Source organism: Pontibacter populi (genome assembly GCF_040278685.1).
Lineage (GTDB): Bacteria > Bacteroidota > Bacteroidia > Cytophagales > Hymenobacteraceae > Pontibacter > Pontibacter populi.
Genome location: NZ_JBEOKT010000006.1, coordinates 296,342 through 315,444, shown reverse-complemented (window position 1 = coordinate 315,444; position 19,103 = coordinate 296,342). Strand labels below are relative to the sequence as shown.

14 protein-coding genes are annotated in these 19,103 nt (G+C 43.2%); 7 read left to right on the top strand and 7 right to left on the bottom strand.

The window, feature by feature from the left end:
• Nucleotides 1-3 precede the first annotated feature (3 nt).
• On the top strand, nt 4-1,023 hold the full coding sequence (locus ABS362_RS09410; RefSeq protein WP_350412179.1) for a PorP/SprF family type IX secretion system membrane protein: 1,020 nt from the start codon (nt 4-6) through the stop codon (nt 1,021-1,023).
• Between the two features lie 118 nt (nt 1,024-1,141).
• Nucleotides 1,142-1,525 carry a transmembrane 220 family protein gene (locus tag ABS362_RS09405; protein ID WP_350412178.1) on the top strand — a complete coding sequence of 128 codons (384 nt, stop codon included), beginning with the start codon at nt 1,142-1,144 and terminating at the stop codon, nt 1,523-1,525.
• A 33-nt stretch (nt 1,526-1,558) separates the two neighbouring features.
• On the opposite strand, the gene ABS362_RS09400 is transcribed toward ABS362_RS09405, so the two are convergent.
• Nucleotides 1,559-1,765, bottom strand: coding sequence for a heavy-metal-associated domain-containing protein (locus ABS362_RS09400; RefSeq protein ID WP_350412177.1), 207 nt, complete (start codon nt 1,763-1,765; stop codon nt 1,559-1,561).
• A 27-nt stretch (nt 1,766-1,792) separates the two neighbouring features.
• Nucleotides 1,793-4,030 (bottom strand): heavy metal translocating P-type ATPase, encoded by a 2,238-nt coding sequence (locus tag ABS362_RS09395; protein ID WP_350412176.1) that lies wholly within the window; start codon nt 4,028-4,030, stop codon nt 1,793-1,795.
• A gap of 354 nt (nt 4,031-4,384) precedes the next feature.
• On the opposite strand from ABS362_RS09395, the gene ABS362_RS09390 reads away from it, so the two are divergent.
• Both ABS362_RS09390 and ABS362_RS09385 read left to right on the top strand, forming a co-directional pair.
• Nucleotides 4,385-7,759, top strand: coding sequence for a PAS domain S-box protein (locus ABS362_RS09390; RefSeq protein ID WP_350412175.1), 3,375 nt, complete (start codon nt 4,385-4,387; stop codon nt 7,757-7,759).
• On the top strand, nt 7,728-8,138 hold the full coding sequence (locus tag ABS362_RS09385; protein WP_350412174.1) for a response regulator: 411 nt from the start codon (nt 7,728-7,730) through the stop codon (nt 8,136-8,138). Before ABS362_RS09390 ends, ABS362_RS09385 begins: the two co-directional genes overlap by 32 nt.
• 62 nt (nt 8,139-8,200) lie before the next feature.
• Here ABS362_RS09385 and ABS362_RS09380 read toward each other — a convergent pair whose 3' ends face one another.
• Nucleotides 8,201-8,797 carry an AraC family transcriptional regulator gene (locus ABS362_RS09380; protein WP_350412173.1) on the bottom strand — a complete coding sequence of 199 codons (597 nt, stop codon included), beginning with the start codon at nt 8,795-8,797 and terminating at the stop codon, nt 8,201-8,203.
• A 130-nt stretch (nt 8,798-8,927) separates the two neighbouring features.
• A complete protein-coding gene (locus tag ABS362_RS09375) occupies nt 8,928-9,302 on the bottom strand; it encodes a hypothetical protein (RefSeq protein ID WP_350412172.1) in 375 nt (124 codons plus the stop codon).
• A 210-nt stretch (nt 9,303-9,512) separates the two neighbouring features.
• On the opposite strand from ABS362_RS09375, the gene ABS362_RS09370 reads away from it, so the two are divergent.
• Entirely contained in the window at nt 9,513-9,812 is a 300-nt protein-coding gene (locus ABS362_RS09370) for a hypothetical protein (protein WP_350412171.1), read from the top strand.
• Nucleotides 9,813-9,945: 133 nt separating this feature from the next.
• On the opposite strand, the gene ABS362_RS09365 is transcribed toward ABS362_RS09370, so the two are convergent.
• Nucleotides 9,946-10,626 (bottom strand): porin family protein, encoded by a 681-nt coding sequence (locus tag ABS362_RS09365; RefSeq protein WP_350412170.1) that lies wholly within the window; start codon nt 10,624-10,626, stop codon nt 9,946-9,948.
• 387 nt (nt 10,627-11,013) lie between these two features.
• Here ABS362_RS09365 and ABS362_RS09360 point away from each other — a divergent pair, with 387 nt between their 5' ends.
• Nucleotides 11,014-12,063: a nucleoid-associated protein gene (locus ABS362_RS09360; RefSeq protein WP_350412169.1), complete on the top strand. Its 1,050-nt coding sequence runs from the start codon at nt 11,014-11,016 to the stop codon at nt 12,061-12,063.
• A 108-nt stretch (nt 12,064-12,171) separates the two neighbouring features.
• On the top strand, nt 12,172-12,603 hold the full coding sequence (locus ABS362_RS09355; protein ID WP_350412168.1) for a DUF4890 domain-containing protein: 432 nt from the start codon (nt 12,172-12,174) through the stop codon (nt 12,601-12,603).
• Nucleotides 12,604-12,724: 121 nt separating this feature from the next.
• On the opposite strand, the gene porU2 is transcribed toward ABS362_RS09355, so the two are convergent.
• Entirely contained in the window at nt 12,725-17,800 is a 5,076-nt protein-coding gene (porU2, locus tag ABS362_RS09350) for a putative type IX secretion system sortase PorU2 (protein ID WP_350412166.1), read from the bottom strand.
• 13 nt (nt 17,801-17,813) lie between these two features.
• On the bottom strand, nt 17,814-18,911 hold the full coding sequence (locus ABS362_RS09345; protein WP_350412165.1) for a putative type IX sorting system protein PorV2: 1,098 nt from the start codon (nt 18,909-18,911) through the stop codon (nt 17,814-17,816).
• Nucleotides 18,912-19,103: the final 192 nt, after the last annotated feature.

The window sequence follows — 19,103 nt, the reverse complement described above, 5'->3', positions numbered from 1 at the left end:
TATATGCAAAGACTTTTAGCCCTGGGATTTGTGTTACTTTTTGCCGGCCAGGTAATGGCGCAGCAAAGACCGCAGTACACGCAGTACTCTACCAACAACTACCTGCTTAACCCAGCCATTTCCGGCATAGAAAACTATGCCGACCTGAAACTGGGAACAAGGCACCAGTGGTCTGGCCTGGAGGGTGCCCCGCAAACGTATTACGCTTCGTTTCATATGCCCCTGAACAAAGACATGGGTAGTTCCTACAGAGGCAGCCGCATCGGGACAAATGCAAAAGAAGAAAGCACTAAAAAGCCGAACAAGTACCGTCGTATTCGTCCGCACCACGGCATAGGTGCCATGGCAAGCAGCACCAAAACCGGTCCTTTAAAGCGTGGTAGCCTTAGCGTTAGTTATGCTTATCATCAGCCCATCACCAGGTCTTTACGTGTAGCGGCTGGTGTAGCTCCAGGCATCATTCAGTATAGTTTGGACCCAGGCACTGTAACGACAGCCCAGGGCAATGACCCGGCAATTTATGACGGCCGTGTAAACGAAATGAAGTTTGACCTGAACATGGGTATTTGGCTATATTCGTACAACTTTTATGTTGGTGCATCGGGCTCTCAACTGGTGCCAAGCAAGCGTAAGTTTATTATCGACAGCACTACGCCGGAGGATAGAGAAGGAAGGTTACAGCAGCATTATTTTGCCACAGCCGGTTACAGAATCGATATGACTCCGGACCTGGCAGTTATCCCGTCGGTAATGGTTAAAATGGCCCAGCCAAGCCCTGTTTCGTTTGATGCATCTGCTAAAGTAATGTATGCCAACCGCATTTGGGCGGGTGTAACGTACCGACATAACGAGTCGGTGGCAGCTATGGCTGGTATGAATATCAGTCACCTTTTTGACCTGGCTTATTCTTATGATGCCAGCACCTCTCCGTTAGGTACAGGCCATGCCGGAAGCCACGAAGTTGTGCTGGGCTTTAAACTCCGAAATACCCGCCGGATCATCTGTCCGGAGTGGGCCTGGTAGTTCTTAAACTATAGACATATTGAAAAGGGTGGCATTTCGCTACCCTTTTTGCTTTGTTTAACTATAACCTTTTGCTTAAATTCAAGTAAAGCTATATAGTTTAAACTATAGCCAGACTATGCTCACGAAGATCATCGGAATAATACTCGGATTAGTTTTTATCAGCTTTGCCGGCTTGCAGTACAATGACCCCGATGCTACTGTGTGGGTAATCATTTACCTGGTTGCTGCGGCTGTAACAATACTGGCTGCTTATGGCAAATTGCCTGTTATAGTTTTAGCTATAGTTACAGTAGCCTGCGTTATTGGTGCCATGTACCTGTGGCCCGAAAAGTATGAAGGCCTGGAAGTTGGAGGCGGCGATATCAAGAACATTGAAGAAGCCCGCGAAGCTTTAGGTTTACTTTTGATCGGGGTAGTCATGTTCCTTTATGCGATCATGCCCGGCCGGCTCAAAAATGAAACTACTCCCCTTACCACACAAAAGGCTGATCATTCCTGATCAGCCTTTTGCTTTTTATTCTGTTACTATAGTTTATAGTTGCTCAGCTTTAAAACCGGCTTTCTCTACAGTGTTCTTAATTTCTGCGGCATCTACCGTTTCTGATTTCACTTCCAGTATTTTCTCCGGGTTATTGGTGTCTACTTCCCAGGTTACACCTTCCAGTTTGTTCATGTGTGGTGTTACTGCTTTTATGCAGCTTCCGCAGTTTATGTTGGTTTTAAATTTATAGGTCTTCATATTTAATATAATTATTTAACTATACACTTATTTTAATTTAACGGTTCTTAAACGTAAACTGTTGGCCACTACCGATACCGAACTGAAAGCCATAGCCGCTCCTGCTATCATGGGGCTGAGCAGGAAACCAGTGAACGGAAATAACAGACCGGCCGCTATCGGAATACAGATGACATTATAGAAAAAGGCCCAGAACAGATTCTGTCGTATGGTCTTTACGGTTGCTCTCGATAGTTTTATGGCAGCTGCTACCTGCGTGAGCTCTGATCGCATCAGGGTTATTCCGGCTACGTCCATCGCAATATCGGTGCCCTGTCCCATGGCAATGCTCAGGTCTGCGGTGGCCAGGGCCTGGGCATCGTTTATGCCATCTCCTACCATGCCTACGTGTTTGCCTTCAGCCTGCAGTTGCTTCACAAAGTCTGCTTTGTCCTGGGGCATTAGCTCTGCATTAAAGTTCGTTATACCCACCTGTCGGGCTACGGCAGCTGCTGTTTGTTTGTTATCACCGGTCAGCATGTACACTTCTATGCCGGCATCCTGCATCGCTTTTATACCCTGTGCAGCGGTTTCCTTTATCGGGTCAGATACGGCAAATACAGCCAGCGCCTGCTTCGCATCAGCAAAATAAATCACGGTTTTGGCATCTTCCTGCAATGTTATAGTTTGCTGCTCCAGCTCTTCCGGTATAGTTACGCCATGTTGCTGAAGCAATTTATGGTTACCGGCATAATAGCGTGTACCTTTAAAGTCAGCTTCGATACCCATGCCCGTCAGGCTATTAAAGTGGTCAGGCTGTTTCACCTGTGCGCCCGCTTCTTTGTAGTAATTATACACTGCCTGGGCTATCGGGTGCTCCGACTGAGCCTCCATCGCATAAAAGTATTCTTCCAACTGCTTTGTTTCAGCCGCTTCATCGGACCACACCACATCCGTAACAGTTGGTTTACCTAAGGTTATAGTTCCGGTCTTATCCAGTATCACAGCACTTACTTCATGAGCACGTTCCAGGCTTTCGGCATCTTTTATCAGGATACCGCTTTCGGCTCCACGACCTACACCAACCATAATAGCCGTTGGTGTTGCCAGGCCAAGCGCACACGGGCAGGCAATTACAAGCACCGAGATCATCGACAAAAAGCCTTCAGTAAGGTAAGCCTGTCCGCCAAACATGATCCACGACAACAAAGTCAGCAAAGCTATACCCAGCACGACAGGCACAAATATTCCGGCAATCTTATCTACCAGTTTCTGAACAGGGGCTTTACTACCCTGGGCTTCCTGCACCATTTTAATGATGTGGGCCAGCATGGTTTCACCACCGGTTTTCTCGGCTATCAGTTGCACACTGCCTTTCTGGTTTATGGTTCCGGCAAATACTTTATCACCGGGTTGTTTTTGTACCGGCAACGGCTCACCGCTCAGCATGCTTTCATCCAGATAAGTTGTTCCGGCTGCCACTTCACCATCTACAGGCACGCGGTCTCCGGGCAGCAGCACTACCCTGTCTCCTACCTGCACCTCTTCAATCTTTATTTCCAGTTCTGCACCATTCCGTAGTATTCGAACCGTTTTTGGTTGCAGGCCCATTAGCTTTTTTATAGCCGCTGAGCTTCGGTTCTTAGCCCCTTCCTCCAGGTATTTCCCCAGCAATATAAAGGCAATAATTACTGCTACGGCTTCAAAATACACATGTGGCTCCAAGCCACGGCTCAGGAAAAACTCAGGATAAACTGAATTAAAAACGCTAAAAATGTAAGCGATACCAGTACTGAGAGCCACAAGGGTATCCATGTTGGCGCGGCCGTGTTTTGCCTGCGCCCAGGCACCTGTAAAAAACCGTTGACCAGCCCATAAAACGATGGGCGAAGTAAGTAAAAGCATTACCCAGTTACCCCATGCAAAATGTCCGTGAAAGAACATGCCCAGAATAAAAACCGGTAGCGCCAACACGCCGGCAACTATAGTTTTCAGCTTCAGGTCTTGTATTGCTTTCGCTTCGCGCTCTTCTAGTTGTTCCTGCGTCTGGTTCTCGATCAGGATATCAAAACCAATTTCCTTTACTGTCTCGCGAAGCTGGTTCGGGTTAACTATAGTTGGCTCATAAGTTACCTGCACACTTTTGCCGGCAAAGTTTACGTTTGCGTCTGCCACCCCCTCGCGAGCGCGCAGCATACTTTCAATGCTCGATGCGCAGGAGGCACAGGTCATTCCTTCTACCGGATAAGTGGCTTTTTCATAATTCGTATGTGTAAGTGTTGCCATCTTTTTCTTCTCATTTATAACACTACAAAGATACTACCGCTACCCCCGGCTGCTGTTACAGATTTGTTTTTATCATTTACAGATTTTCTGAAAAGCCGGTTTTATGATTATTTTTTGCACATCAGCCTTTTAAATGTTTTAACATAATCAGGCAGCTATTATATTTAGTACTTATTTTATTTACTGACGGACACCGCCATTGCAGAAACCTGTCATGTTAATGTTTAAACATAATACCAACTTACTCCTGAGTTTTAAAGTATGATAACCTTAACCTGTTTACTAAATCAGATGAAGGCTGTCTTAATCTTAAAACCAGTGCTTATATAATATAACACCATACCAATTCAGGTAATGACCAGCGGGCAAGACGAAAACGAACTCTATAACAAACAAAAGATAAGCACACGCTACACGGCGATCGCGTTTGCCATACTGGCAATTGCCTTACTAACTATAAGTGCCTACTCTTACCTGACAGCCCGTGAAGTACAGGAGAACTATAACAAAATGGTTTCTGACTCGCTGCTCAGGCTGGAGCTTATAAACAGCCTGCATAACAAAGAAGACCTTGTTTACAACGCAGCCCTGAAACACATGAACGCAACCGATGCTGCCACTATGGCCCGCCTCGAGCAAAAAATACAAACAACAAATGCAACTATAAATACAGACCTGGCAAAGCTTGGAGACCTTATAATAGTTGAAAGCAGAAAACAACTGTTGCAGCAATATGTGGATCAGCGGAGCCAGTATGCGGAGATGCTGAGCCACCTTATAAGCTTAAGTCGCCAGGGCCGGCAGGATGAACTGTATGAAGCACTTAAACTGACACCAGCTTACCATCGTCAGCAAAAATTTCTGAACATACTGGGCGATACAATAAGCACTAATACACGCTTGCGAGGTAATGAGGCACTTCAGACTATAGATAGCACCATCCGCAACTATAACCTCCTCCTACTTGCTTCGCTGTTAGTTACAACTTTTGCTGCCATTTTTATCCGGAAAGTAATAACCCAGATACTTTTCAGCAATGCTGTGCTTAGTTCTGAAAAGCGCGAAAGCCAACAACTAAAAAACGCCCTGAATGAAAGCCAGTTAGTATACCGGTCGCTGTTCCGGAACATTGCCATACCCATGTGGGTGTTTGATTTCGAGACCAAGCGCGTGCTGGAAGTAAACCAGGCTGCCCTGGAAGAATATGGCTATACCCGTGATGAATTTCTTAACCTAACTATACTGGACCTGCAGCCGGAAGAACAAAAAGCAGAACTGCTAAAGCTATTGCCTGGACTTAGTGAAAACTATAGTTTCTCTGATAACTGGAAACATGTACGGAAAGATGGCAGCACCTTTTATGTTGATATAAAATCGCATGGGCTTCCTGCGCAGGGTAACATTAATCCACGAGTGGTAGTGGCCATTAATATTGATGAAAGAGTAAAAGCGATCTCGGATTTGAAGCGACGTGAAAAACAACTGCTCGAAATCAGCTCCAGTGTTCCGGGTGCCGTTTACCAGTTCCAGATAGATAAGGAGATGAATTTTAGTTTCCCGTTCATCAGTGGTAGTCTGCTAAACTTGTATGATGTTACACCCGAAGATATTTACCGGGACCCACAATTGCTTTTTGAGGCCGCGCACCCTGACGAACTGGAATCCATCTGGGAAAGCATCCATGAGTCTGTCAGAACGCTTTCGCCTTGGATGAAAGAGTTGAGAATGTGGAGCCCTCCTGAAAATAAATGGATCTGGATAAGGGGCCATAGTTTGCCAACCGAGAAAGAAGACGGAACCGTGCTTTATAACGGAACGTTGATAGACATTACGACCCAGAAAGAAGCTCAGCAGCACCTTATTGAAAGTGAAGCGAACCTTACCGCATTGCTGAACAGTTCGCCGCAAGCTATATACCTGCTCGATAAAGACCTCAGGATCTTATCTTTTAATAAAGTTGCTGCAGAAGAGGTAAACAGGCTACAGGTTGAGGAACTGAAAGAAGGCCAGAGCATACTGGATTATACAGCACCAGAGCAACAGCAATCACTCATACAGGACCACCAGAAAGCGCTGCAGGGCAACACAGTGTCCTACGAAACAGGGTGTGGAAACTTGTGGTTTGAAGTTTCTTACCGCCCGGTCTTCACTAAATTTAACGACACTATAGCGGTGGCTTTAAGCATTAACGATATATCAGAACAGCGTAATATTGTAAAGGCGATAAAAGACAACGAGGCACAGCTTATCCGGTCTCAGTCGTTGGCAAAAGTAGGAAGCTGGGAACACGACCTGGAGCGAAATATCCTGAAACTGTCGCAAAACTCGTATGCCATTTATCAACTTCCGGAAAATTTCAGCCCTACTTTCCATAATATCCTCGCATTTTTCCACCCGGACGATAAAGAGTTTGCACTGCAGGAATACCAACGCGTGATCGATACAAAACAAACCGTAACGCTGGAGCACCGGGTAATACTACAGGATGGCACTCAGAAGTACCTGTACCATATTATGGAGCCTGTAATGGATATGGAGGGAAAAGTGATAAAGGTGGTAGGCACGACCCAGGATATTACGGAGCAAAAAGAACGTGAGCGCGAAATAACTGAAACCAAGAACCGTTTCCAGTCAACTATAGAAAATATTCCTGAGATCATCTTATCAGCAGATGCTAACCTCCGCATTTTTTATATTAGCCCGCAGTGCTACGAACTTACAGGCTACACCGAGGATGAATTTACCGATGATGACCTATGGTCAAGCATCATTTATAAAGATGACCTGCCCATGCTCCGGAACCGGTTTGTGAACGAGGCATTACAGGGACATAAAATTGAACAGGAATTCAGGATCATAACACGCGCCGGCGAATTACGATGGATGATGCTTCGTATGTCTCCGATGCTGGATAACAATGGTAAAGTATTGCGTTTGGATAGCTCCGTAGCCGATATTACTGAAAATAAACTGGCCGAAACAAAGCAGGCTCAGTTAACGGAAAAACTACAGCTACAGAACCAAAACCTGCAGCAGTTTGCTTACATCGTGTCGCATAACCTGCGTGCACCAATTGCAAATATACTTGGCCTGACCTCTATTTATGATAGCACCAACCCGGCAGCACCTATCAACCTGCGCGTTGTAGACAACATGTTCCGGTCGGCCAAATTGCTCGACAGCACGATCCGCGACCTGAACGAACTGCTTGCCATGCGAAACGACCTGCATGACGCTGAAGAAAAAATTTATTTCGACGAGATCTTTCAGCACGTAACCGATAGCCTGGCAGATGAGATAACAGATGCTGAGGCTACCCTGCAACACGATTTTACAGCAGCCCCCGCTATAGTTACGATCAGAAGTTATCTCAAAAGCATCATCCATAACCTGGTTTCTAACGCTATTAAATACCGGGACACATCTAAAAAACTGCACATAAACCTTAAAACATTTGCCATTGATGACTATATTTGTCTGCAAGTCAGTGACAATGGCCTTGGAATTGATCTTAAAAAAGAAAAAGGCAAGGTTTTTGGACTATACAAAAGATTCCATCCAAATATTGCAGGCAAAGGCCTGGGTTTACACCTGGTAAAGAGCCAGGCGGAGTTGCTTGGAGGGAAAGTGGCAGTTGATAGTAGCGTTGGGGTAGGCACCATTTTCAGTGTTTACTTTTTAAAGAGTAGTGTAGTAGATGAATATATTGAAAAAGGTAATACTGATTGATGATGATCAGATCAACAACTTTGTCTGTGAAAGCATCATCAAAAATGAAAGGTTTGCAGAAGAAGTACAAAGTTTTGAATGGGCTGAAAACGCTTTGGATTACCTGAAGAATACGGCTGTACAGCAACCAGAGGCTTTCCCTGATCTAATTTTCCTGGATATAAACATGCCCGGCATGGACGGCTGGAGCTTTATTGAAGAATATAAGCAGATACCTGAAGAGGTGACCAAGAACTGCTGCCTGTTCATGCTATCATCGGCAGTAGACAGAAAAGACATTATATCGGCAAAGAGCCTGAAAGAAGTAAAAGACTTTTTCTCTAAACCGCTCTCCCCTGAAATACTCAGCTTTATAAAAGAAGAATTTATCTGCTCTTAGCAGAAGATCATAAAAAAGAAGCCTCAGCATATAAATTATCTGAGGCTTCTTTTTTATAGTTGCTACTGTAGTTGGTCCAGCGGTTTTCGTGCTACGGCACTACTCTTTTTATACTCTGATGGTGTAAGCCCCGTCACCTGCTTAAACTGGTTCGATAAGTGCGCCACGCTACTATAGCCTAACTTATCAGCGATCTGGCTCAGGCTAAGCTCATTATAATCAAGCAACTCTTTTGCCATCTCAATTTTCTGCAACACCATGTACCTGGCTATAGTTACTCCTTCGGCCGCTGAAAATAAAGCGCTAAGCATATTGTAATCTCTGTTCAATAGTTCCGACAGGTAATCAGATAAGTTTACATGCAGTTCTTCGACCTTACCGGACCGTAGCAGGTTAATGACAGCTATCTTTACTTTTTCTACCAGTTCGGCTTTAGGGTCTTCCAGTAGCTCAAATCCCTCTGCTGCTAATTTTTGTTTTATCATTACCAGTTCCTGTTGGCTGGGCTCAGTGGTTAAAGTGGCTTCTCCCAGTGTAATTCCCTGCACAGGTAACTGCAATTTCTCCAGCTCTTCTGATACTACTTTAATACAGCGTGGGCACACCATATTCCGGATATGTAACTTGTAAAACACAGGTGGTTGGTTTTGCTGAGGCATCAGGTCAGTTTTAATAGGTAATGATCGGGTACAGGCAAACTTATAAAAATTCGGTTATAGTTGTACGCCAGGTTGTAAAAGCAAAAACGGGAACCTGCATTAGGATCCCGTTTTTAACTAAAAGTTATGCTTAGGTGCGGCTATGGTCAGAGTCATCCGGTTTGGTCTTTTTAGCGCCAAGCGGCTGATCGTTGCTTCTGATCCCATTCAGGTCATCGTCCATGGCGGTATCGCTGCCTTCAAACTCAAAACCCGGGCCTTGTGCCAGATATTCTACACTTTTGCTGGTATCACTGGCGCCGTAACCTGTTATTTCGTTACCTTGTATGTGCAGATTTTCCAGTTTATCTTTTTGTCCGCTGCGCTCCAGTTGTCCACCTGGTCCTACATTACGTTTCGCCGACGGATCGGGGTGGTTGCCCATAGATACACGTTTGTTAAATTCACTGTTCACGTTCTTCGGACTACTTGGTGTATTTTGTATGTTTTCTTCTTCAGTTGCCATAATCAGTTTTTAAATGTTGTACCTTATATACGCTCAGTTAGTGGGCTTGTTCCCGGGTAGCATCATTTACTTAACATAATTATGCAACTATAGTTTTATTCTTACAGACCTGTTAACTATAGTTAGTTAGATTCTAGATAAATACAGAAGTGCAAAAATTATATGCAGTTGAACTTCCGGCTATAACTTACCCATCATCAATCGCTATCTTTGCGCAGAAACACGAAGCTATGGCACCTAAACTATAGTAGCGCTGTTACAGAAAAGAAACGCAAAACCTGGATGAAATTATCAAAGATATACGACCCGCGAGAAATGAATTCTTACCAGTTTGTAGCTGCTACAGGCTTGGTCATGACCTTATTGGCGCATCTTATACTTGCGCTTATCGGGAAAAGCATTCACAACTTTTCTGCGCTGTATATATGTTGGGCGTTATTTTTTGCATTAGGCGCTTTTGCCAACTATAACAGCAAACCCAACGACCACGACCATCATCACCATCACTAAACTATAAGTACTTCCATACTATAAAAGGCCGTTTGCAACTATAGCAAACGGCCTTTTATAGTATGAAAACACAACGGGCTGCTAAAAATAGCAGCCCGTTGCAATCACCAAAACACTAAACAATTCACTCTCACTAAAAAGTATAACCTACTGAGGCCTTAAATGTTCTATTGTACGTCTCGAAGTTTGCATTCTCATCGATAGTATTCAAGCCATGATCATAGCCGGCACTCAGGTTAAGTCCGTTTGCAAATTTGTAACCAACCCCTCCTACTATACTCATATCAAACTCACGGAAACCGTTTTTCATATCCCACTCACGGTTAAAAGCATTAAACCCAAGTACACTGGCCTGCGCCTGCACTTTGTTTGATAGAAGGTACGCTACCTGTGGTCCTGCAAAAATATGGAAGCCCTCTGCTACGTATAGTTTCGCCAGTACCGGCAGCTCAATGTACTCTGATTTATTAGTGATGGTCATGTTCGCATTCAGGAACTCGGTCTCTACCCAAGGCAATTTACCTGTTAAGCGCGTACCTTTCTGAGAGTACTGCAGCCCCGGTTCAATTTCGAAACCCGGCCCAACCGGTATGCTTATATATAATCCGGCATGCACCCCTTCGCGCATTTTGCGGTTAACGTTACCGTCCGAAAGATCGATCAGGTTCTGTGCACTGTTTACAGTTTCACCCTGCCAGTTTGATAAGTTTGCGCCAACTTTAACTCCGAAACGGATAGGTTGTGCTTGTTGTGCGTTTACTTTTGTAGCCGCAAAGCCCAGCACTACGGCTATGAGTAAAAATATCTTTTTCATGATCCCCTTAGTTTAAAATTCTGTAGTTTGATAAGCTGCGCGGCTCTGATTCTGATTAAGTAAAAACCATGCCAGAAAAGTACAAAGGGATGACAAGTAATTAGCAACAAATATTAACACACTATAAAACAGATAATTACAAATAAATAAATCAACTAAAAGTAATGTAACTATAGTTTGATGGAGATCGTGAGTGATAACTTCCTTGAAAAAAGGAGTGGTTGTTTGAGCAATTACAGTTGAGTATGTACTGAAATGTAAAGTACTATCCCCTATAGAAAGTCCTTTACAGAAAAGCGAAAAGATGTAGGCCTAAAGGAACAATCTGCACTTCAACAATCAGCAATTAATAATACCTTTGCGGTCCGATATCAGTTAAGAGAATACATGAGCGATAAGATACAGGTAAGGCTGCAGCGTTTGGCAGTACATAGAGTTGGAAATAAGTCGAAAGAAGAAGGTGTGGTTGCCTCGCAGGACCTGGTTGACCTGAACGATGGAGAACTGAACGAGCTGTTGTTACGCTACTTTATTTCCCCGTTTAAGCAGGAAGAGTTTTTCCGGTTTACGCATACCTCCGACCTGGCCCTGAACGAAATGTTTGCTTACGCAACGCTTATCTTTAACGAGCCGGCCAAGTTTCATACTTACTCTGTTCATATCCTCAACCATTTGTATGAGCAATCGGACCATCCTAAAGTAAAGAGCGGCGAACTATACGTGGCTTACTTTAAAGGCTGCATTATAAACGACGAAGAAGTAGACGCGATCGGTATCTTTAAATCAGAGAATAAAGACACGTTCCTTACCTTTAAAGACAGCCACGATGACCTGAGCATTGATTACCATGCCGGCGTAAACTTGAAAGGCGTTGACAAAGGTTGCATGATCTATAACATTGAAGCTGAAGATGGTTATCGCGTAAAAATGGTGGATGCCAACAGCACCGATGCCCAGTTCTGGAAAGATGATTTCCTGCATGTTGATGAACTGAAAGATACCAACTTCTCGACGAGAACGGTACTGAACATGTGTAAAGATTTTTCGGAAGAAGTTTTTGCCAAAAGCGAAAGCAAGAAAGAGCAGATTGAGTTTATAACCCGCTCTGTAGATTATTTCTCGAAGAATGAGACCTTTGACCTGGAAGACTTTACCAGTAGTGTAATAGACGAACCGGAGTCGGCGGAGCGCTTTAAGAACTATAGCCAGAACTTTGCAGAAGAGCGCAACTTAGAAGATATACAGGGCTTTACAATAAATAAGAGTACCGTGCGTAATATGAAACGCAAGTTCCGCAACTTTATTAAACTGGATACGCAGATCGAGATCAAGTTTAGTGGTTATAACCCGGAGCAAAGTGAACAATATGTAGAGCGCGGCTATGATGAAGAACGGGGCATGCACTTTTACAAAGTATTCTTCTATAGCGAATCGTAAGTACAACAGAAACTATAGTTTAGCTAAGCTTGTTTAAAAAGCCTGACAGATAGCGGAACGGAACAGTTCTTGCTTAGATGGTAACCACAGAAATAACCTGACATAGATATGAGAAAAGCACTTTTAGCAGCTGTATTTGTTTTTGCAACCATAACCGCCTTTGCGCAAAGCCCGAGATCTGCACAGTCGGCTCCAAAGCCGGTAGAGCAGCGCGCCGCCGATATTACCGCTGGTATGGCCAAGCACCTGCGTCTAACACCTGAGCAAACAAAAAAGGTGGCCGATATAAACCTGACCAGCATGAAGGAAGCCGACAAAGTGCTGAAAAAACATAAAAGTAACCCCAAAAAAGTAGCTTCTGAAATGGAGATAATCACTGAAACCCGGCTTTCAAGAATTAAAGATGTGTTAACCCCATTACAATTCTCGCAGTACCAGCAGCGCCGCGAAGAGAAAATGGGTGTTCCGAAAGAAGCCCAAACCTTCCCCGCTTCCGGCACACAGGGGGGCACGCGATATAATGAACAGAATAATAACTAAGGTTATTGAGTTAAACAGAACAGGCAGCTATAGTTAGCTGCCTGTTCTGTTTTCAAGGATTTATAGTTTGTATTTTGGATTTTAGAAACATCTGATCTTAATACCAATATGCAGCTATAGCTTAGCGTAATATATAAATCTTGCCATAACCATTCTTAAAGGCTTTATCACCGAACTTCTGCTTATGGTACATCATCTCGTCGCTTCTACTGACAACTACACGGTACAAGTATACACCATTCGCAAGCTTATCACCATACATGTCGGTGCCATCCCAGGCATACTCGGTTTTATTGTTACCAATACGCAAAGGCCCGAGTTCTTCCTTCATGATCTCCTTTACCACTTTGCCAGTTATAGTTAAGATCTGTATTTTAATGTGGTCAGGTATGGTGGCACCAGTTAAAGTAAATATGAAGTTTGTCTTGGTCGAGAACGGATTAGGAAACGGATAGAAGTTAGTTATAGTTGACTGATTCTCTACCTCAAAATTAATTCGATAAGGTGAAATACCTGAAGGTTTGCCAGCTACATCTTTAGCACGGATTTCCATTCGGTAAAGTCCATCCTCTTCAAGTTTTTTCGGTTTAAACTCTACCCTGAAATCCCTCTTTTCTGTAGCCGGAAAGATCTCCATATGATCTAGGTCAGTTGAATTTTTATCTAAAATAAGTTCTTTCTGATCGCCATTTGGATGAACCAAAACTATAAACATACCTTTGGTATCCTCCAGGAATGCCTGTTTATGCTCACTTTTTACGGTTACACTAATCAAGGGGCTAGGCGAGATCAGTTCACCATCCATAATATGTACTCCATCAAAAGTCACATCCATTATTGGGTGTAACTTTGACTTAACTTTAAATGGTACTACATAAATATTATTGGAGTAATTCTGCTCCGGCTGTAAACGTGGATTTACATACATACTTAACTTATAGTTACCATCTAAAGTATGGGTATTTAGCTCATAGGTAAAGGTAGCCGAAGCATTACCAGCCAAAGGGGCAAGTTTTAAACGTTTATGTATCGGCTCTATTCCATCTCCAGTTAATGTAATATCTACTACAAGCGAATCTTTAAAAGCAGAAGAAGTAACATTCTGAAATATCATTGGCACTTTTATCTTCCCTTTGTTAGCCTGTTCGGTAATTATGGCTGAGCTCACATCTACCAAATCAGGTCGAATTACGCCTTCCGGTGCTGCTTCAAATAACACCATCCATTGGTCCAGTTGCGGTGCAGAACGGTCAGTTGCATCAGATAGCGATGCCTGCAATTTTAGAAAAGGGTATCGTTTCGCATCAATTGCGGAAATGTCGAGGCTCTTAATGCTTACATCTTCCTTCAATACGCTCGTATTCCCATCATTATCTATACCGATTATGCGCAACGTATAAGCATCATTGCCGGCTTTATACTTCTCTATGTTATGGTGCACTGTTCCCCAACTCAAAGCCGGCCCTATTGCCGGAGAGGTAATTTCGCCGGCTTGTTGCGTTGATTTTAAAGTTACCCGTAAGGCTATTTCCTGTTTTGTAGGGATGGTTTGGTCGCCAACTATTGCAATTGCTTCATACATAGCGCCTGGTTCTGCTCCTTTTCTACCTACCAGAGCATAAGGATGTCCATTTTTCAGGTTTCCAATTTCTTTAGAACCTATGCTTCTGAATTCATTTCTTAAACTCTCTGTAAAACCCTCAAACGGCACTTTATTTATACTTATTACCGCTACATAATAACCTGCTGGCACTTGTTTCAGGAAGGTTTCTACATTAGCACGAACGGCAGCATTATTCATATCCCGGAACTGATATAGGTAATCAAACTCAGTCCCATTACAGGATACGGCATAAGGTAACCCTCGCACAAGTTCCAGTGTCTTATCGTTAATCACCACCATATATAACCTGGATACAGTGCTGCTCTCCGGGTAATCACATGGTACTCCTAAAAGCTGCTTATCATTTAAAAACAAACCATGTCCACGATTTGGATTATTATATCTTGAATCTCCCCCAATTGTCTTAATTGATATATCAGTCACACCAGGTATAAAACTAAAATGCGGTTTTGAATCGCTAATAATCACCTTATCTGGCTCTATGGTCTTAAACTGGCCAATATGGCTCTGTGACCACCCGGTTTTGGATCCGTTAATTACCCTGAAGGAACTTGAAGCATACAAGGTATCTTCCCCATCATCGTAGTGCTGAAAGCGAACCCGCCAATAATATACTGTGCTATCCGGCAAATTACCTACATCAGCAACATTCACATCCCAGCTCGGGATCAGGGTATTGTTGGTGGTAAAGGAGCGTTTGAGATTACTGTTGAAATGATGGGTAGTATCTATTTCAAGGAAGAAGCCTTGCCTGCTCTCTTCCAAGAGCGTAGTTTGTGCAACCAGCTTTACATTTTTACTATTAACTATACTAAACTTTGCAGGAGCTAAGGCTACTATTCCGTTTGCTGGGAAAAAGTGTTGGAAACGGGCCACATTATTTGTTTCATCTAGCTCATCAAATTTAAAATCACCATCAAGAGTAACTTCAAAACGGTTCATACCCAGGGCAGCCACTCCCGAATTATTTATCTCAAGTACAATTTTGTCCTTGTTATAAATCGGAGCCACTTTAAATGACTCCGGTGCAAGTTCAGTATTGTTTGCAAGAGTTCTTTTAACTGTTACGCCAACTGAGTCTGGTAGTGCCTTACCCCAGTTGCGTACACCTAAAAACAGATTAAACTTTTCAGCAGAAGCGGTTAAAATCTCTCCCGCCACAACACTTTCTATATCAGACTCGCTTTCAACAGCAACATAATCGGGTTTTGATGGATTATAAACTCTAACAGCAGGATCACCCTGCAGTACCATTTCCATAACCATTGCCCTGGTAATTTCACCTTGATTATCCTGCAAAGTTCTTTTAATTACCTGCTGCTGAACTTCGCCCAATGTTTTTCCATAAAATGCCGGGTCCTGAAATGCAGTAAAGTAAAAATTAGTAGAGTAGAGATCTAAATAATACGGATATCCGGACTCAGCATGTGCAATAAAAGCTATAGCCCCTTTATCAGGTGTATTAACCCAGTCTTCACCAAACGATTTGTTGTTAGGTATAAATGCATCACCAGTACTACACCCATTCATTAAGATTACCGGGTATTTATCCTTGTTATTATACCCATTTACAGGACTTGATGCCAATCCTATATCCAGGTCGGTTGTACTTGGCGAACTATGCCCAAAAAAAGTCACTAATGAAACTCCTGTATTTATTTCATCAGCAACATTTATATTCTCAACAACTTCGCTTACATTTTGCCGGTATTTCTCAATTACTTTTGCTCCCAGGAAAGGACCTTCAGCTATGTTTTTATATTTCTTCAGGTAGTTCGCTAGCTGGTTTATTTCCGATACATTACTACCTCCACCTAATTGCAAAATATTTTTACGCCAAGGCAATCCTTCAGGCAAGGCTTCATATGCTTTTAATTTATTGAGATAGTTAACAATGTCTTCAGCTTTTGTAGCAGCAAGACGGCCAGTCGGAACTTCGGGAGAAAATGAATTATTCTTAAAATCTGCTGTAAAGAAAACATCTGAAACTGGAGCAAGACCAGTAGGTACGAGGTCTATTTCATGCACTTTAGCATGGCGCCCTCCAATGTGGTAATAGCTAAATTTGCCTCCATAAGTTTCTTGGTACTCTGCAGCTCCATATTTTATGCCTTTACCAAGTATAAAAAGATGTTTAGCCCTGTTCGAACTGAGCATGAAGCTCATAAACCTACGGATACTGTTTACAGAAAATTCACCATAATGAAACTGGTCTGTCACCTGATCCATATGAACTAACAACGTATCGTAACCTCCTCCTGCAGCAGATGCACGGTAAGCAGCATAAGCCTCCGGTGCACGCAGACTCTCGCCTGACACCGTTTTCATCAGGCGCTTATTGGTAAGAATAATATAGTTATGTGCTGAGGGAGTAATTTTCCTGAAACGAATATTTTTATCAGTCCGGGTTGGTTTCCATAATTTTGAAACATCAGCAACTAAAACTTTACGAGATATCGAATTTCCATCAATCACGAAGCCTTTACCTGTACTTGCACTATACCCCGCTATACGCACTGCATTATACGGGTCTGTAACATCGTATGCGACTGATGTTACTGGGCTATTTTTAACTTCATAATAAGGTGATTGGCCACGGGCAGGGTCAGTATAGAATACTAGTTGGGGTTGCCCTATAGGGTAATTTGTAGCCTGAGGATAAGTTACATTTCCAAATGCAAAGCCAACCTGGTCTGCAGTTATATCCGGTCCAACGCGTTCTATATAGAGTGAGATCTGGCCTGAAGATGTAAAATCAGTAAACTCTAATGTAGCTTTACTTTTTGCAAAATCATCCCCATAAACACGAAAATGCTCAAGCAGCTTCGGTGTACTTCCGCTGGTAACTTTTACAGTAAACTCATGCAACATAGGGTTTGTAGTTACCAGGGCATATTCTAGTTGAGGCTTCGGGCCTGTAGTAACCACATTTGTGAGCAAGCTCGCTCCACTATTAGTAAAAGTTTTGGGATATCTGGATGAATGTGAGGCATATCCTTCACCTGCATCTAGCCAGGGCATGCGGTTATCGTTGTAGGTCCTGCCAGTGTAGTACTTGTTAGTATACATGAACAAAGCCTGCTGCAAATGATAAGGCTCAGGTGTTTTACCACTTATGGCAGGGTTGTTTTGCTGCATGCGCTTCCCCTTAACTGTAGAGAATGTTAAGAAATAGGCAGCTGTGTCGGTATATAAGCTATAGTACTGGTGAGGCTGATGCGACGGGTCTTTATATAATTCGGCATCCAGCGCACCATCATTGCGTTCCCCATAAAACTCCAGGTAATCCTGTGGGTCAAGTTTACCATCTTGTTCTCCAGCTATATGTATAGCTACTTCTTTACCTCTTCGGAACAACTGCAGATTTTGCGGATTTACACTTTCCAGGCCAAGCTGACTCAGATAGGCGTAATCAAGCTGGTGAATACCGGTCTGGGTAACCTTTATTTTATGATAGGTCTGCTCATAGTTTATCCACTCGTTGCCATAGTTGGTTTGCGCCTGTGCGGTAACTATAGTAACTATAAAAAGGAATAACAGACAGATGCGTTTTGAGTTGGCGGATATATTCATGATCACAAAAACCTTATCTGAAAGAATAACCCATAGAGATGATAACCGAAGACGTGTTGGCGTTGTTGATGGAGTTCTTCTCTCGGTCGCTCATGCGTGAGAGTGCAAGGTCCAGGTTAAAGCCGTTTGAAATGAAACCAACCCCGAAATTAGGTTGTACCTGTGAAGCTGTGCTGCCGTCGAAGCGGGTAGTTTGCTGGTAATTACTTAACCCGCCTCTGATAAATACTGATCTGGCATACACCAGTTCAACGCCAATGTGCGGGTCAACGGACATCAGGTCAGATTTTAAAAGGACATTCCGTTTACCGTCAAAAGTAAAGTCTATATCTGTAGATACGAGTGCGGAGAATTTATCATTGATCTGGAAATTACGTGCGGCGCCAACTATAATGCGGGGCAAGGTAAGTTCTGCTGAGTTTTCCGGAAGGTCGTTACCAGTTTGGGCGTAGGCATCTTCCAGTTCTTCTACGTTATGCGTCCAGGCGGTAAAAGTGGTCGTTATATCTTTACCCATGATACCAAACTGCCAGTCGCCACGCTGTAACTGTGCACCAGCATCTAACCCAAATCCCCAGGCATTGGCAAAATTACCCACGTTACGGTAAATGATCTTAGCACTCGCTCCCAGTTGCAGGCCTTCAATTAAATTGCTTCTGCGGGCATACGACAATAGCACGGCATAGTCTGCAACTGAAAAGAACTTTACACTATCATACTGTATGTAGCCAAATTCATTCTGCAGGCGGCGGGTATCGGCAATATCATCTACACCAAGTCTTATTACAGAAATTGCCAGTGCGCTGTTGGTATCTATCGGCATGGCAAAGCTTCCGAAATCATTTTTGGCTATACCGGCAAACAACTCGGAGTGCATCAAGGCTATGTTATACTTGTCGGGGAGGCGAAGCAAACCGGCCGGGTTCCAGTAACCAGAAGTAGCGTCGCCGGTGATGGCAACCTGCACATTACCCATACCTAAGGCTCGTGCTCCTACACCAACATTCAAAAACTCATTACTATACTTGGGAGCAGAAACCTGCGCTTCTGCATTAATACAGAAAGCAAGCAACAACACTACCAGCAAGCACTTAAGGGTAATTTTGTGCATAGGCCAAAACTATCGGATCGAAAATATCTATAGAAGCACAGATTTGTGCTCCCAATTAAAACCATTTTACCTGATTTCATCCACTAACACCACTTTTAAAAAATAAGTTGTGTTTCCGGCAAATATATTTTAAAGACAAAAATACACTTTAAAAATATAAATTTTTCCGACTTCTTAACCCTTTTAAAAAAC

Bases quoted from the DNA above. Each gene is read 5' to 3' on its own strand.
- ABS362_RS09360 (WP_350412169.1), top strand. From the start codon at position 11,014: ATGAGCGATAAGATACAGGTAAGGCTGCAGCGTTTGGCAGTACATAGA.
- ABS362_RS09390 (WP_350412175.1), top strand. From the start codon at position 4,385: ATGACCAGCGGGCAAGACGAAAACGAACTCTATAACAAACAAAAGATA.
- ABS362_RS09375 (WP_350412172.1), bottom strand. From the start codon at position 9,302: ATGGCAACTGAAGAAGAAAACATACAAAATACACCAAGTAGTCCGAAG.
- ABS362_RS09405 (WP_350412178.1), top strand. From the start codon at position 1,142: ATGCTCACGAAGATCATCGGAATAATACTCGGATTAGTTTTTATCAGC.
- porU2 (WP_350412166.1), bottom strand. From the start codon at position 17,800: ATGAATATATCCGCCAACTCAAAACGCATCTGTCTGTTATTCCTTTTT.
- ABS362_RS09345 (WP_350412165.1), bottom strand. From the start codon at position 18,911: ATGCACAAAATTACCCTTAAGTGCTTGCTGGTAGTGTTGTTGCTTGCT.
- ABS362_RS09380 (WP_350412173.1), bottom strand. From the start codon at position 8,797: ATGCCTCAGCAAAACCAACCACCTGTGTTTTACAAGTTACATATCCGG.
- ABS362_RS09355 (WP_350412168.1), top strand. From the start codon at position 12,172: ATGAGAAAAGCACTTTTAGCAGCTGTATTTGTTTTTGCAACCATAACC.
- ABS362_RS09400 (WP_350412177.1), bottom strand. From the start codon at position 1,765: ATGAAGACCTATAAATTTAAAACCAACATAAACTGCGGAAGCTGCATA.
- ABS362_RS09365 (WP_350412170.1), bottom strand. From the start codon at position 10,626: ATGAAAAAGATATTTTTACTCATAGCCGTAGTGCTGGGCTTTGCGGCT.
- ABS362_RS09410 (WP_350412179.1), top strand. From the start codon at position 4: ATGCAAAGACTTTTAGCCCTGGGATTTGTGTTACTTTTTGCCGGCCAG.
- ABS362_RS09395 (WP_350412176.1), bottom strand. From the start codon at position 4,030: ATGGCAACACTTACACATACGAATTATGAAAAAGCCACTTATCCGGTA.
- ABS362_RS09385 (WP_350412174.1), top strand. From the start codon at position 7,728: ATGAATATATTGAAAAAGGTAATACTGATTGATGATGATCAGATCAAC.